General features: G+C 73.0%; 13 protein-coding genes. 6 read left to right on the top strand and 7 right to left on the bottom strand.

Annotated features, from left to right (window positions below):
* The 3 genes from AB7J25_RS27490 to AB7J25_RS27480 all read left to right on the top strand — a co-directional run.
* The coding region (locus AB7J25_RS27490) for an ATP-binding protein (RefSeq protein ID WP_428513700.1) at positions 1 to 2,752 on the top strand (2,752 nt) is incomplete at its 5' end.
* A gap of 76 nt (positions 2,753 to 2,828) precedes the next feature.
* Positions 2,829 to 3,242 (top strand): nuclear transport factor 2 family protein, encoded by a 414-nt coding sequence (locus AB7J25_RS27485; RefSeq protein WP_428513698.1) that lies wholly within the window; start codon positions 2,829 to 2,831, stop codon positions 3,240 to 3,242.
* On the top strand, positions 3,239 to 3,805 hold the full coding sequence (locus AB7J25_RS27480; protein ID WP_428513696.1) for a TIGR03086 family metal-binding protein: 567 nt from the start codon (positions 3,239 to 3,241) through the stop codon (positions 3,803 to 3,805). The genes AB7J25_RS27485 and AB7J25_RS27480 overlap by 4 nt, the downstream gene beginning before the upstream one ends.
* A 49-nt stretch (positions 3,806 to 3,854) precedes the next feature.
* Here the strand turns inward: AB7J25_RS27480 and AB7J25_RS27475 are convergent, their stop codons facing one another.
* The 6 genes from AB7J25_RS27475 to AB7J25_RS27450 form a co-directional block, all read right to left on the bottom strand.
* Entirely contained in the window at positions 3,855 to 5,039 is a 1,185-nt protein-coding gene (locus tag AB7J25_RS27475; protein ID WP_428513694.1) for an NAD(P)/FAD-dependent oxidoreductase, read from the bottom strand.
* 20 nt (positions 5,040 to 5,059) lie between these two features.
* On the bottom strand, positions 5,060 to 5,617 hold the full coding sequence (locus AB7J25_RS27470) for an aldehyde dehydrogenase family protein (RefSeq protein WP_428513692.1): 558 nt from the start codon (positions 5,615 to 5,617) through the stop codon (positions 5,060 to 5,062).
* Positions 5,614 to 6,996 carry an aromatic ring-hydroxylating oxygenase subunit alpha gene (locus tag AB7J25_RS27465; protein WP_428513690.1) on the bottom strand — a complete coding sequence of 461 codons (1,383 nt, stop codon included), beginning with the start codon at positions 6,994 to 6,996 and terminating at the stop codon, positions 5,614 to 5,616. Before AB7J25_RS27465 ends, AB7J25_RS27470 begins: the two co-directional genes overlap by 4 nt.
* Before the next feature lie 2 nt (positions 6,997 to 6,998).
* Complete coding sequence (gene solA, locus AB7J25_RS27460; protein ID WP_428513688.1) at positions 6,999 to 8,183, bottom strand: N-methyl-L-tryptophan oxidase; 1,185 nt, start codon at positions 8,181 to 8,183, stop codon at positions 6,999 to 7,001.
* 29 nt (positions 8,184 to 8,212) lie between these two features.
* Complete coding sequence (locus AB7J25_RS27455; protein ID WP_428513686.1) at positions 8,213 to 9,877, bottom strand: BCCT family transporter; 1,665 nt, start codon at positions 9,875 to 9,877, stop codon at positions 8,213 to 8,215.
* 149 nt (positions 9,878 to 10,026) lie between these two features.
* The gene (locus AB7J25_RS27450; RefSeq protein ID WP_428513684.1) at positions 10,027 to 10,815 is read right to left on the bottom strand and encodes an IclR family transcriptional regulator; all 789 of its coding nucleotides are present in this window, start codon (positions 10,813 to 10,815) and stop codon (positions 10,027 to 10,029) included.
* 94 nt (positions 10,816 to 10,909) lie between these two features.
* Between AB7J25_RS27450 and AB7J25_RS27445 the strand changes: the two genes are divergently transcribed.
* The 3 genes from AB7J25_RS27445 to AB7J25_RS27435 all read left to right on the top strand — a co-directional run bounded on the left by AB7J25_RS27445 (position 10,910) and on the right by AB7J25_RS27435 (position 11,872).
* Positions 10,910 to 11,191 (top strand): hypothetical protein, encoded by a 282-nt coding sequence (locus AB7J25_RS27445; RefSeq protein WP_428513682.1) that lies wholly within the window; start codon positions 10,910 to 10,912, stop codon positions 11,189 to 11,191.
* A gap of 15 nt (positions 11,192 to 11,206) precedes the next feature.
* On the top strand, positions 11,207 to 11,353 hold the full coding sequence (locus AB7J25_RS27440) for a universal stress protein (protein ID WP_428513680.1): 147 nt from the start codon (positions 11,207 to 11,209) through the stop codon (positions 11,351 to 11,353).
* A gap of 210 nt (positions 11,354 to 11,563) precedes the next feature.
* Entirely contained in the window at positions 11,564 to 11,872 is a 309-nt protein-coding gene (locus tag AB7J25_RS27435) for a hypothetical protein (RefSeq protein WP_428513678.1), read from the top strand.
* 197 nt (positions 11,873 to 12,069) lie between these two features.
* Here the strand turns inward: AB7J25_RS27435 and AB7J25_RS27430 are convergent.
* The coding region (locus tag AB7J25_RS27430; protein WP_428513676.1) for a flavodoxin at positions 12,070 to 12,578 on the bottom strand (509 nt) is incomplete at its 5' end.

The following is a 12,578-nucleotide window of genomic DNA, read 5'->3' as shown; positions in this document are numbered from 1 at the left end:
CGGCGAGGCGGGCATCGGCAAGTCGAGGCTGATCGGCGAGGCGATTGGCGCGGCGACGGTGGCCGGGCTGCCGGTGGTCCGAGGTCGGGCGGTACCCGGCGGGACGCCGGTGCCGCTCCGGCCGGTCATCGAGCTGGTGACGGCGGCGGTGCGGTCGTTGCCCCGCAACCGGCCCACACCGGATCTCGATCCTTACCGTCCGGTGCTGGCCCGGCTGGTGCCCACCGCGGGTGCCCGTCCTGCCGCGGACGTCTCGCTCGTGGTGCTGGCTGAGGCAGTGCTGCGACTGCTGGCGGCCGTGGGCTGTGTCGCCGTCGTCGAGGATCTGCACTGGGCGGACGCGGAGACGCTCGCAGTCGCCGAGTACCTGGCCGATCATCTCGCCGACGAGCCTGCGGTGCTGCTGATGGCGGTGCGGAGCGACGAGGCGACCCCAGCGGCCGTGCTGGCGCGCGAGCTGGCCGTGCGCGGGTCGGCCGTCCTCGTCGAGCCTGCCCGGCTCGACGCGGCCGGGACGGCGCGGATGGCCGCCGGGTGCCTGGGCCTCGCGGAGGGCGCCGTTCCGGCGACCGAGATCCTCGACCTGCTGCACGGATCCGCCGAGGGGCTACCGCTGCTCGTCGAGGACCTGCTCATCGCGGCTGCGCGGGGCGGCGGGCTGACCCTGGGCGGCGAGGGCTGGCGTCCGACCGGTGCCCTGCGACCCGGACGCCCGCAGACGTTCACCGACACCGTGGCGCGCCGGCTCTCCGTGCTGGGTCGGGACATCCTCGACGTCCTGCGTGCTGCGGCCGTCCTCGGGACGACGTTTCGCTGGCACCTGCTCCCCGCCGTGGTCGGGTGCACCGAGGCCGACGTGCTCGACGCCCTGCGCGCCGCGGTCGCCGCGGGCCTCGTCGTCGCCGACGGTGACGGCTTCGCCTTCCGCCACGCGCTCACGGCCGCCGCCGTACTCGACGGGCTGCTGCCGCCGGAGCGGGTGGCGCTGAGCCGCCGCGCGGCCCAGGCGATGACCGCCGCCGAGCGGCGACTCGACGGACCCGGCTGCGTACTCGCCGCCGACCTGTACGCGCTCGCGGGGGACGACGACAGCGCCGCAGCGCTGCTGCTGACCGCCGGGCGGCAGGCGATGGCCGAGGGCGCCGTCTCCGGTGCCGTGACGCTGCTCGACCGAGCTGCTGTCCTGGTCGGCACGGGTCCCGCCGCCGCGGACATCGCCCTCGCGCTGCTGGAAGCGGTGGCGGCCACCGGCGACCCCGACCGGACGGCGACGGCGGGGCGGGCCGCACTGGACGTCCTGGCGGGAGCCCCCGCGGGCCGGCGGGTGGCCGCCCAGCTGCTGATCGCCCGTGGCCAGGTCGAGGCACGCCCCGACCGGGCGCATCGTGCCCTGGACGCCGCCCGCGCCGCGGCCGGGAAGGACCCGGTCGCCCTGGCCCGGGTGGACGGCGTGGCCGCGCTCGCCGCGCTGCACTCCGACCGGCCCGACCGGGTCGCCGTCGCACAACAGCTCGCCACCCGAGCCGTCGCCGTCGCCGAGGCGGCCGGGTTGCACGACGTCACGTGTGAAGCGCTCGAGGTGATCGGCCGCTGTGCCCGCCTGTCGGACCTCGACGCGGCCGAGACCGCGTTCAGCCGGCAGCTGCAGGTCGCCAAGGTGGGGCAGCTGGCACTGTGGCGGATCCGGGCCCGCAACGAGCTGGGCACCATCGCCTGGCTGCGCCGTGCGGATCCGGGCGGTGTGCAGGCCGCCCACGACGCCGCCGCGGCAGCCGGGCTGCCACTGCTCGCCGCCGGCTACGCCGTCGACCTCGCCGTGTTCCACACCGTCCTCGGTCACTACGACCACGCAGCGGTGATCGCAGGGCGCTGTCACGACGTCGCTCTGCGCTTCGGAGCAGAGGGACTCGCCGGTGCCGCCGTGCTGGTGCAGGCCCTGATCGCGGCCCACCGGGGTCGGGGCGCAGACATGGATGCGCTCCTCGGGCTGCTCGGCTCCGCCGCCGAGGACGGCGCGGCCGTCCCCGTGTGGGGGCTCTGCCGGGCCACGCTGGCGCTCCTCCGGGAGGACCGGCCCGCGGCGCTGGCGGCGTTCGAGCGGGCCGAGCAGGCCATGCGCACGATGCCGGCGCTGTCCGGGGATCCGTTCACCGGGTTGTGGGTGGTGGTCCGCCTGGTCGACGGCAGCGCCGGTGCCGAGGATCTTCTCGACATCGATCGGCACGCACCGGGGTCGCTGTTCCACCGCCAGTTCGGCGGTGCCGCGCGCGCGATCGTCGCCGGTCGAGCCGGCCACACCGACGAGGCCGCCGCCGAGCTGGCCGGCGGCCTGCAGGTCACCACCGGGCCGCTCTACCGGCACCTGCTCCTGCGACTTGCTGCCGAGGCGGCGCTCGCCGACGGGTGGGGCGACCCGGCGGCCTGGCTGGCGGAGGCCGAAGCCTGGTCGACGGCATGCGGGCACCACCAGGTCGCCGCGGCGTGCCGGCGGCTGCTGCGCCGGGCGGGCGTGCCGATCGGGCGAGGCGGCGCCGCCGAGGTCGGCGTCCCCCCGCATCTGCGGCGCCTCGGCGTCACCGCCCGGGAGGCCGAGGTGCTGGCGTTGCTCGACGACGCACTCACCGACCGGCAGATCGCGCAGCGGTTGTTCCTGTCCTCGCGGACCGTGGAGAAGCACGTGGCGAGCCTGCGAGGAAAGCTCGGCGTCACCTCCCGACACCTGCTGGGTAGAGCCGCCCGCCCTGATGGGTAGCCGACCCCGCAGACCGGCCCACTCGGCAGGCCCAAGCTGGGTCCGACACCGTTGCGACCACAGCAGGAGCACACCGATGAAGCGCTACCCGGAGGTCGAGGACCTCACCCGAGCGATCTACGCCGGAATGCGGGAGGCCGACCTGGCCGACATCACGGCCACCATCTCCACCCAGGACGGCCTGGTGTGGATCGGTACCGATCCGGCCGAGTGGTGGACCGGACACGACACCGTCGTCGAGGTCTTCCGGGCCCAGCTCGAGGCGATCGGCTCCTTCGACATCGTCGACGGCGACCCGATCGGCTACGGCGACGGCGACGTCGCGTGGGTCGCCGACCAGCCGGCCGTCCGCCTTCCGGACGGCACCGAGCAGCCGCTGCGGGTCACCGGGGTCGCCCACTGCACGGACGGCGGCTGGCGGTTCGTGCAGTGGCACGTGTCGATCGGCGTGCCCAACGCCGATGCGTGGGGGACGGAGCTCCCGACATGACCGCGCCGGACCCGACCGCGATCCTCGCCCGCTGCTACGACGAGCTGGGCAGGCTGCTCGCCGGGCTCGCAGACGAGCAGCTGAGCCTCCCGACGCCGAACCCGGGCTGGGACGTGCGAACCCTGCTCAACCACGTCGGCGGAGGTCTGGCGATGTTCACCGTCGCCAGCCGCGGCGACGTCGTCACCCACGACGATCCCGACGACGTCCTCGGACGCGACCCGGCGGCGACCCTCACCGTCCTGATGCGCGAGAACCTCGACGCATGGCGGCGACCGGGCGCCTTGCACACCACCTGTCACCTGCCGCTCGGCTCCATGCCCGGCGCCGACGCAGCCCTGCTCAACGCGGTCGAGATCGCAGCCCACAACTGGGACCTCGCCCGATCGATCGATGCCGCGACCGGCATCGACGAGGAGGTGGCGCAGCGCCTCCTCACCTTCGCCGGCACTCTCCCCCTGGACGAGCTTCGTGCAGCCGGAGAACTGGGGCCCGAAGTGGGTCTGCCCGCCGACGCGACCTGTGCCGACCGGCTTCTCGCCCTCACGGGCAGGCGACCGTGACGGTTCCGCCGTGACCTCCGAGCGTCAGCGAGACGACGCCCCGGCCTCGTCAGCGCATCTGGCCGGCGCCGAGGTAGGGGTGGGGGCTGGTGAGCAGCGCGCCCTCGGCGAAGCGGCTCAGCCGGAAGTCCGCGGCCGGGACGTCGGCGTCGGAGCTCTTCCCGTCCGCGACGAGGTCGGCGACGAGCCGTCCCACCGCCGGCGCGATCTTGAAGCCGTGGCCCGAGAAACCGGCCGCGACGACGAGGCCGTCGATCGGGGTCTCCGAGATGACGGGGTTGAAGTCCGGGGTCACGTCGTAGCAGCCGGCGTAGCTGGAGGTGACGGCCGGGTCGGCGAGGCCGGGGAAGCGGGTGCCGACCTTACTGACGGTCATCTCGAGGAAGGACGGGTCGGCCGAGTTGAGGTAGTGGTCGGGATCGGCGGGTTCGAGCACCGAGAGGTCGGAGTTGCCGAACAGCAGCCCGCGCGGCCCCTCGGGCCGGATGTACTGCAGGGAGATCAGGTCGGAGAACACCGGCACCGGCCCGAGCGGCTGGCCGGGGTCGATGAGCACGATCTGCTCGCGGTGCGCGGTGACGGGAAGGTCGATGCCGTGCGCGGCGAGCAGCGGGACCGACCACAGACCGGCGGCGAGGACGACGCGGCTGGTGGCGATGGTGGTGCCGTCGGCGAGCGCGACCCCGGTGACACGCCCGCCGGTGCTGCGGATCGCGGTGACGGTCGTGCCCTGCCGCAGGCGGGCGCCGGCCCGTCGCGCGGCCGCGGCGAAGGCGTGTGCGGTCTGGTAGGCGTCGCCGTACCCGCCGCGCGGTTCCCAGGCGAAGGCCGCGAACGGCTCCAGGTCCGCGCTCGGCCACAGCGCGGCGACGTCGTGGTGGTCGATCGTCTCGGTGTGCACCCCGACGGCACGTTGGGCGGCCACGGAGGCGCGCAGCGCCGCGGCGTTCTCCTCGGCGACCCCGACGACGTAGCCGGTCTGGTGGAACCCGACGTCGGCACCCAGGACGTCCTCGGCATGCTCGAAGATCTCCAGGCTGCGGGCGGCCATCGCCGCGAGCGAGGACACCCCGTAGTGGCAGCGCACGACACCGGATGACTTCCCCGTGCCGCCCGAGCCGACCGTGTCGCGCTCGACGATCGTCACGTCGGTGACGCCGCGGCGGGTCAGCGCCCATGCTGTGGCGCAGCCTTCCAGGCCGCCGCCGATGACGAGGACGTCGGTGGTGCTCATGTCGATCTCCTGGGGACGCGTCAGCGGGTCGGGCGGATGCGGGCGACGACCGTCTTCAGCGAGACGTAGTTGTCGAGGGCGACGATGCCCCGTTCGCGGCCGGTGCCGCTGCGCTTGGTGCCGCCGAAGGGGGCCGCGGTGCCGCCGCCGAAGTACTCGTTGACCATCACGTAGCCGGCGTCCGAAGATCTCCTCGCGGGCGATGCGCATCTCCGGGGTGACGTCGACGAAGGTCCTGGGTGCGAGGAAGTGGCCGATGTCGGGCACCGCCGCCGGTGGAGCCGCGAGCGTCGCGCCTTCCCGGCTGCCGAGCTTAAGGTGAGAGAGCCGATGCCGGGGTGTGCGGCCAGGGCGTGCCCGGCCTCCGGACCGAGTCCGGTGACGACGTTGTAGGTGCCGGCCGGGTACCCGGCGGCCGCGACGAGACCGGCGAACCGCAGCGCGGTGAGCGGCGTCTGCTCGGCCGGCTTGGACGGGTCCTCGACGGCGAGGGTGCGGCCGTCGCGGACGGCCACCCACCCACCGCCGATGTAGTGCCGCGGCCCATCCGGCAGGGGAGTGGTGACGGACGTGGTCATGACGGGTCCGGGAACATGCGGGTCATGGCGCTGTCGTCGTCGCCGTCGCTGTCGTCGTCGCCGTCGCCGTCGTCCCCGGCAGGGACGCGGTCGATGCCGACCATCCTGTCGATGACCATGTTCTGGAAACGGTGCAGCGGCTCCTCGAAGCGGAAGCACATCCGCCCACCCCGGTAGGCCGGGTTCTCGATGCCCTCCTGCACCCGCTCGATGATCTCGAGGTCCTGGCGGTTCACGAGGTCCCAGAACTTCTCGAGCTGGTCGAGGGACTCGTCGGCGTCCGGGGATTCGAGAGCCTCGGGGTGGCTGAGCAGCACGGCGGTCTCCACCGTGCGGTTCGGCCCGGCGGGGCTGCAGAACAGCACGAAGGCGTGGTTGGGCAGCACGACCAGCGCCGTGCTGGGGAACAGCCAGACGAACCGGCCGCTGTCGGCGTCGTGACCGGTGAGCGAGCTCAGCGGGCCGAGCCCGTCCCAGCCGCCCGCCTCCGTGTTGCGCGACACCGGGGTCGTGCACATGCCGGTGTACATGCCGGGTCCCTGCCAGCGGTAGTGGTCGGAGAACCGGGACACCTGGTTGAGCTCGGGATGGACCCACGGGAGGTGGTAGTACTCCATGAAGTTCTCGCCGATGAGCTTGTAGTTGGCCGCGACGTCGTAGGTGCGGCGCCGTTGGGGGCGCCACTCGTCGAGCCGGTAGCCGCGGAAGCGCTGCGACAGGTCGCCGAGCTGCGTGCGGAGCGGGGCGGGGTCGGCGGCGAGGGTGACGAACAGGAAGAAGCCCCACGTGTCGACCGCGACCTCGAGCAGGCCGTGGTCGGCGCGGTCGAAGCCCTTCGCCACCGAGGTGTCGAAGACCGGCTCCTCGCCACCGGGCACGTCGGAGCCCTCGAACAGCGGCGTTCCGAGGCACGTGCCGTCCGTGTCGTAGGTCCAGTTGTGGTACGGGCAGCGGATACGCCCACGGCGGCCGACCTCGCGCGCCTGCGCGTCGAGCAGCTTCGTGGCGCGGTGGCGGCAGACGTTGTGGAACGCCCGGAGCTCGCCGTCCCGGTGGCGGGTGATGATGATCGACCGGCCGGCGACCTCGACCACCAGGCAGGCACCGGGGCGGTCCACGTCGTCGGCGAGCCCGACGGCGACCCAGCCGTTCGCGAAGACCAACTCCCGCTCCAGGGCGTAGAACTCCGGCGAGGTGTAGGCATCGGGGAGCAGCGTGAAGGCCAGCTCCACCGGCCGGCGGGTGTGCGCGTAGGTGCTCTCCGCGGTGAACAGCACCGGATCCACCGGACGCGCAGGCAGCTCGGCGTACGGGTCGACGGGCCGGCCGGTCGGGTCGCCGATCGTCATCGCGGGGATCTCCCCTTCCTGCGTGGACACGGCTAGACGTGGAAGCTGCGGGGGAACGTGGGATCGGTCAGCGCCGGGCGGGTGATCGAGAACGCGTCGATCGGCTGGGACGGCGTGCGGTCGAGGGCGAGATCGGCGAGCAGGCGCCCGATCAGCGCGGCGAACTTGAACGCGTGGCCCGCGCCGTTCGCGACGATGATCTGCCGGTACTCCGGCAGGGTGTCGAGGACGAAGTTCTGGTCCGGCGGCACGGTGTAGAGGCAGGTCCTCGTGGAGAGCTCCGGTCCGCCGAAGCGCGGGATGTGCCGCTCGATGAACCGGGCGTACCGGTCGCCCCGGACGGGGTCGCGGTCGAAGGTGCGCGTGTCGGCCGTCGTCTCGTGCCCGCCCATGTGCTGGCCGAGTTTGGTGGCCACCTCGCCGTAGACCGGGAAGCCGTAGAAGTTGTGGCGGCCGTGCCACATGAACACCGGGAACCGGTCCGCGGCGAACTCGGCGAGATGCGGAGTGGAGTAGTACGTGACCTGCTCCTGCAGCACGGTCAGGGGCAGCTGCACACCGGTCTCGGCGAGCACCTGGTTGGTCCAGGCGTCGCTCGCCACGATCACGCGGTCCGCGCGGAAGGTGCCCCCGTCGGTCACCACCGCCACGCCGGCGCCGTCGGGCCGGACGGCGCGGACGGGGGTGCGAGCCAGGACCTCGGCGCCCCTGGCGCGGGCCAGCGCGAGGTGCACGGCGTTCGCCCGCGCCGCGTCGACGATGCCCGAGTCCGGCTGGTAGAGCGCCAGCTCGCCGCCGTCGACGCGGAACTGGGGCCACCGGCTGACGAGCTCATCGGCGCCGAACTGCTCGTAGGCCAGACCGAACCGGTCGAACATCTCGGTGTAGCCCTCGATGTTGCGGGTGCCGGTGGCGGTGTCCCTGCGGGCGACGCGGTCCTCGATGACCAGCCCACCCGTCCTGGTGACGAGCTGCTGGCCGGACTCGGCCTCGACCTCGGCCCAGGCCTTGTACGCGGGGGCGGCCAGCGTGGCGTACTCGGCCTGGTGCTGGGCGAGCCGGATGATGCGCGAGTGGTCCTGGGAGGCGCCGCGGTGGTGGCCGAGCGCGAACTGCTCGATGCCCAGCACCCCGGGGCCGAGCTCCGCGGCGAGCCGGTACAGGGCCGCTGAGCCCAGCCCGCCGAGGCCGACGACGATCGCGCGGTGGTCGACCATCCTCGCGCTCCTGGGTGGTCTCGATCCGGTCACCCCGGATCCGCGGAGGAGTGCGCGACGGGAGCCGGGGCGGCCGCGGTGTCGCCGTTCCTGGTGACCGGGGTCGGGACGGCCGGTGACGTCCCGGCCGGGAACGCGCCGACCGCCGGTTCGGCCTGCAGCTGCTTGAGCAGGCTGTGGCAGACGAACAGCATCACCACGAGGAACGGGATTCCGATCACGACGACGGTCGTCTGGATGGCGACGAGCCCGCCTGCCAGAAGCAGGGCGATCGCCACCGCCCCGATCATCGAGCCCCAGGTCACCACCAGCCACGTCTTCGGGTGCAGCGAGCCGCCCTGGGAGAGCATGCCCAGCACGAGCGAGGCGGAGTCGGCGCCCGCGACGTAGAACAGCAGGATCAGCACGACCACGACCATCGCGGCCAGGGTCGCCAACGGCATGGTGTCCAGGAGCGTGAACAGCGTGTTCTCGACACCGCTCGCGAGCGATCCGGCCATGTCGGCCGCGCCGTTGAGCTGCAGGCGGATGGCGGTACCACCCATCACGACGAACCACACGATGCTGACCAGCGTCGGCACGATCAGGACGCAGATCACGAACTCGCGGATCGTGCGCCCCCGGGAGATCCGCGCCATGAAGGTGCCCACGAAGGGTGCCCAGGACATCCACCAGGCCCAGTAGAAGATCGTCCAGCCCGCCATCCACTCACCGCCGCCGAAGGCGGCCGTACGGAAGCTCATCGGCACGTACTGGAAGAGGTAGTCGCCGATCGAGGTGACGAAGGTGTTCATCAGGAAGATCGTCGGGCCGAACACGAACACGAACACGAGCAGCGCGAGGGCCAGCACCGCGTTGATGTTCGCCATCCACTTGATGCCCCGGTGCGTCCCGCTGACGGCCGACACGACGAACGCGGCGGTCAGCACGACGATCGCGACGATCGCGACGACGTTGCTCTTGGGCGCGTCGAAGACCCTCGTCAGGCCACTGTTGATCTGGACGGCACCCAGGCCGAGGGAGGTGGCCGCGCCGAAGGTGGTGATGAACAGCCCGAAGATGTCCACCGTGCGCCGCGCGGGGTGGGAGGGCGCCTTGTTCGGGAACACGATCGAGCTGAGCAGGTTGGGCCGGCCCTTGCGGAAGGTCGCGTAGGCCAGGGCCAGCCCGACGATGCCGTAGAGCGCCCACGGCTGCAGGCCCCAGTGGAAGATCGTGTACTGCATGCCGAGCTGGGCGGCCTGCGGAGTCGACGGCTCGGCCAGCCCCAGCGGCGGCTCCAGCAGGTGCGACAACGGCTCGGCGACGCCCCAGAAGATGAGACCGATACCCATGCCCGTCGCGAACATCATCGAGATCCAGGAACCGGTGCTGAACTCCGGCCGCTCGTCGTCTCGTCCCAGGCGGACCCGGCCGAAGCGGGACACGGCCAACAGCAGCATCAGAGCGACGAACCCGGCGGTCACCAGGACGTAGATCCAGCCGGTCGCGTCGATCATGCCGTTGAGGATCGCGTTCGCCGTCGCGGCCAGGTTCTCGGGCGCGAGGACGCCCCACGCCACGAACGCGACCGTGAGCGCCATGCCGGCCGCGAACACCTTCCGGTCCACCGGGGTGTCCACGTCCGCAGCGCGTGGGTGGACGCCGGTGTCCGTCGGGTCCGCATGGACGTAGCCGTCGTCGCCTGTGCTCATGGAGCGCTCCTGTTCCGCATGGCGAACCTGTGCCGCAGTACAGAACAGCGTGACTGGCGTCACTGTCAAGCTTCGCCACCAGAGCAGCCCCGTTCGGCCCAGAACTGCCCGGGCGTCGGATGGCTGAAGTCAGCGCGAAGGGGGGTGCGTCAGCCGCGCTTGGGCCTGCCGTTGCGGAGGGAGATCTCCTCGGCGGCGGCGACGGTGTACTTGGCGATGTTCTCGACGGCGTCCGCGGTCAGCCGGTATGCCGGGCCGGACACGACGACCGCGGCCACGGCCACCCCGGCGAAGTCCCGCACCGGGGCACCGACGGCGATCAGCCCCGCCTCCTGCTCCTCGGAGCTGAGGGACCAGCCACGCGCACGTACCTGCTCCAGATCCTGGGCCAGCTGGTCGTGGTCGACGATGGTGTGCTCGCTGAAACGGCCGAGCTCCACGGGGATCGCGGGAAACCCGTCGCCGTCCGGAAAGGCCAGGAAGAGCTTCCCCGCTGCGGTCGCGTGCAGCGGCCCACGCCGACCGACCCAGTTGATCGACGAGACAGCCGCGGGCCCGATGTGCTGGTCGATGCTGATGACCGCGGTCCCGTCGTGGATCGCCGTGTTCACCGTCTCCCCGACCGTCTCGGCCAAGCGCTGGGTGACGTCCCGCGCGATGACGTTGATGTCGTGGTGTTGAGCTGCCCCGGCCGCCAGTTGCACCACTCCCTGGCCGAGCCGGTACTCCCCACGCTCGTGCGACTGGCGCACGAACCCCCGCGCCTCCAAGGTGCCGAGCAGGCGGAAGGCGGTCGACTTGTGCACTCCCACCGCGAGGGCGATCTCCGAGACACCCATCGGTCCGCTGCGCGCGATGACCTGGAGGATGGACAGCGCACGATCGACCGACCGGACCGCGTCGTCCCGGCCGGTCCTGACGTCCGCACCGTCGGCCACGCGCCGATGATAGTTCTTGGGGCTGCAGTGGCGTGGCCACGCCGGTTGTGGACCCGACGGGCCGGTTGGCGGTCGCCCGGCGGGGAACGGGACCATGGGAATCACGAACCGGCTCCTGGCGGGGATCGTCGCGGGTCTGGGCACCGGTGCGGCCTACGGGCTCGCCCGTCCCGCGGTGGGCGGGATGCCCGTGGTCGTGCGGGGGACCCTCGCCGGTCCGGCGGCCACTGTCGGGACCACCGGTCCGATGGCGGCGCTGGGCATGACGGACCCGCGCGAGTGGTCCGCCGGGTCCTGGGTCTCCGATCTCGCGCCGCACCCGGCCCATGGCCTGGTCACGGCCGTGGTCTGGGAGATGGTGGGCACACGTCGCTGACCGCGCGGCCCGAGCATGATCGAGGCTCGGGCGTGGCTCTCCGACGCGCTCGCGCAGACCGGTGCGCTCGCCGGCGCCTTCGTGGGCTCCGTCGCGGTGCACGCGGTCCACCACGCCCGCTGCCCGGTGGTGCTGGTGCCCGCTCCGCCCGACGGAGCCTGACGGGGGCCGCCGCCTGTACTGGCGGCCGCCAGGCACGCCTGAGATCGCCGTCGACATGGCGGGGCGCTGCTCGCGGCGATCGGCATGGGCGTGCTGGTGGACGCCGCGGCCGTCGCCCGTCGCCGCGGCTTGGGGCTTGTCCGCGCGCCGCGGTCGCGTGCGGCCGATATGACCCTGCGTGGCGGGCCCGTCAACGGGTAGCCCAACACCATGGCTGGTTCTCCTCAGCATCCCCGCCAGGGGCGGACGCGTGCCGACTACGAACGCGGGCTGCCGGACTACCACGACCCGACGGCCGGTTTCGGCGGTGCGCCGCCCGCCCGCAGCGCGCTCACGCTCCGGGCGCTGCTGGCCACGTTCGGCCTGGTGTTCTGCGCGGGCGCGGCCTGGTTCTCCTTCACCGCCGGCCTCGGCGCCTACGGCACGGGCCTCGGCGTCGTACTCGTGGTCATCGCCGTCGTGGCCCTGGCCGACCTCGTCTGGGTCCTGTACCGCAAGCGCCGCGGCGAGCCGGGTTGACCCGCCCGCACGGGGTACCACGTGATCGTGCTCGACCGACTGAGAAAGCTGATCGGCAGGCCGCGGACCGCCGAGGACGACGGCGCTCCCGACACCGGCGTCGCGCCCGCCACTGGTTCGCAGTGGGGTGGCTTCACTCCGGTCCAGCCGGAGCAAAGCCACCCCACTGCAGGCGGGGGGCGGGGCGTCGACGACGTCTACCGGGCGGCGGTCCGGGCGAGGGCCAGCTCCCGACCCCATTCGCGGGCGCGGTCCAGCTCGCCGTCGCGCGGGGGCCCCGACGTCCCGGCGACCCAGAACGACCGCGGGGGCGCGACGGGCCGGTAGCCGCGCCGCCGCAGCCGCCGGTGTGCCGCCCGCGCGGCCGACCCGGGGATCCGCGGACCGGACCGGGTGTCCGCGCAGGCGAACGGTGTCGCGGCCGGATCCCGGGCCGGCAACGAGGCCAGCCACTCGCGGATCCCGGCGTCGGTGCGCCCGCTCGCGCCGCGTTGCGCCGCGTCGGCGCGGGTCGCCGGGCGGGTCATGCCGAGCGCGTGGGTGGGGCCGAGGACGAGCAGGAGGTCGGGCCGTCGGGCCGGGGTGTCGGGCCCCGCCTCGTCGATCACGACCTCGCAGCCGCCGTCCCGTAGGCCGTCGGCCACGGCGTCGGCGACGGCACGGGTGTTGCCGAACAGGGATTCGTGGACGATCTGCACGAGCATCG

The sequence above is a fragment of the Pseudonocardia sp. genome, assembly GCF_050246655.1.
Lineage (GTDB): Bacteria > Actinomycetota > Actinomycetes > Mycobacteriales > Pseudonocardiaceae > Pseudonocardia.
This window is presented reverse-complemented; position numbering and strand designations above follow the sequence as displayed.

Bases quoted from the DNA above. Each gene is read 5' to 3' on its own strand.
- AB7J25_RS27485 (WP_428513698.1), top strand. From the start codon at position 2,829: ATGAAGCGCTACCCGGAGGTCGAGGACCTCACCCGAGCGATCTACGCC.
- AB7J25_RS27480 (WP_428513696.1), top strand. From the start codon at position 3,239: ATGACCGCGCCGGACCCGACCGCGATCCTCGCCCGCTGCTACGACGAG.
- AB7J25_RS27475 (WP_428513694.1), bottom strand. From the start codon at position 5,039: ATGAGCACCACCGACGTCCTCGTCATCGGCGGCGGCCTGGAAGGCTGC.
- AB7J25_RS27470 (WP_428513692.1), bottom strand. From the start codon at position 5,617: ATGACCACGTCCGTCACCACTCCCCTGCCGGATGGGCCGCGGCACTAC.
- solA (WP_428513688.1), bottom strand. From the start codon at position 8,183: ATGGTCGACCACCGCGCGATCGTCGTCGGCCTCGGCGGGCTGGGCTCA.
- AB7J25_RS27455 (WP_428513686.1), bottom strand. From the start codon at position 9,877: ATGAGCACAGGCGACGACGGCTACGTCCATGCGGACCCGACGGACACC.
- AB7J25_RS27445 (WP_428513682.1), top strand. From the start codon at position 10,910: ATGGGAATCACGAACCGGCTCCTGGCGGGGATCGTCGCGGGTCTGGGC.
- AB7J25_RS27440 (WP_428513680.1), top strand. From the start codon at position 11,207: ATGATCGAGGCTCGGGCGTGGCTCTCCGACGCGCTCGCGCAGACCGGT.
- AB7J25_RS27435 (WP_428513678.1), top strand. From the start codon at position 11,564: ATGGCTGGTTCTCCTCAGCATCCCCGCCAGGGGCGGACGCGTGCCGAC.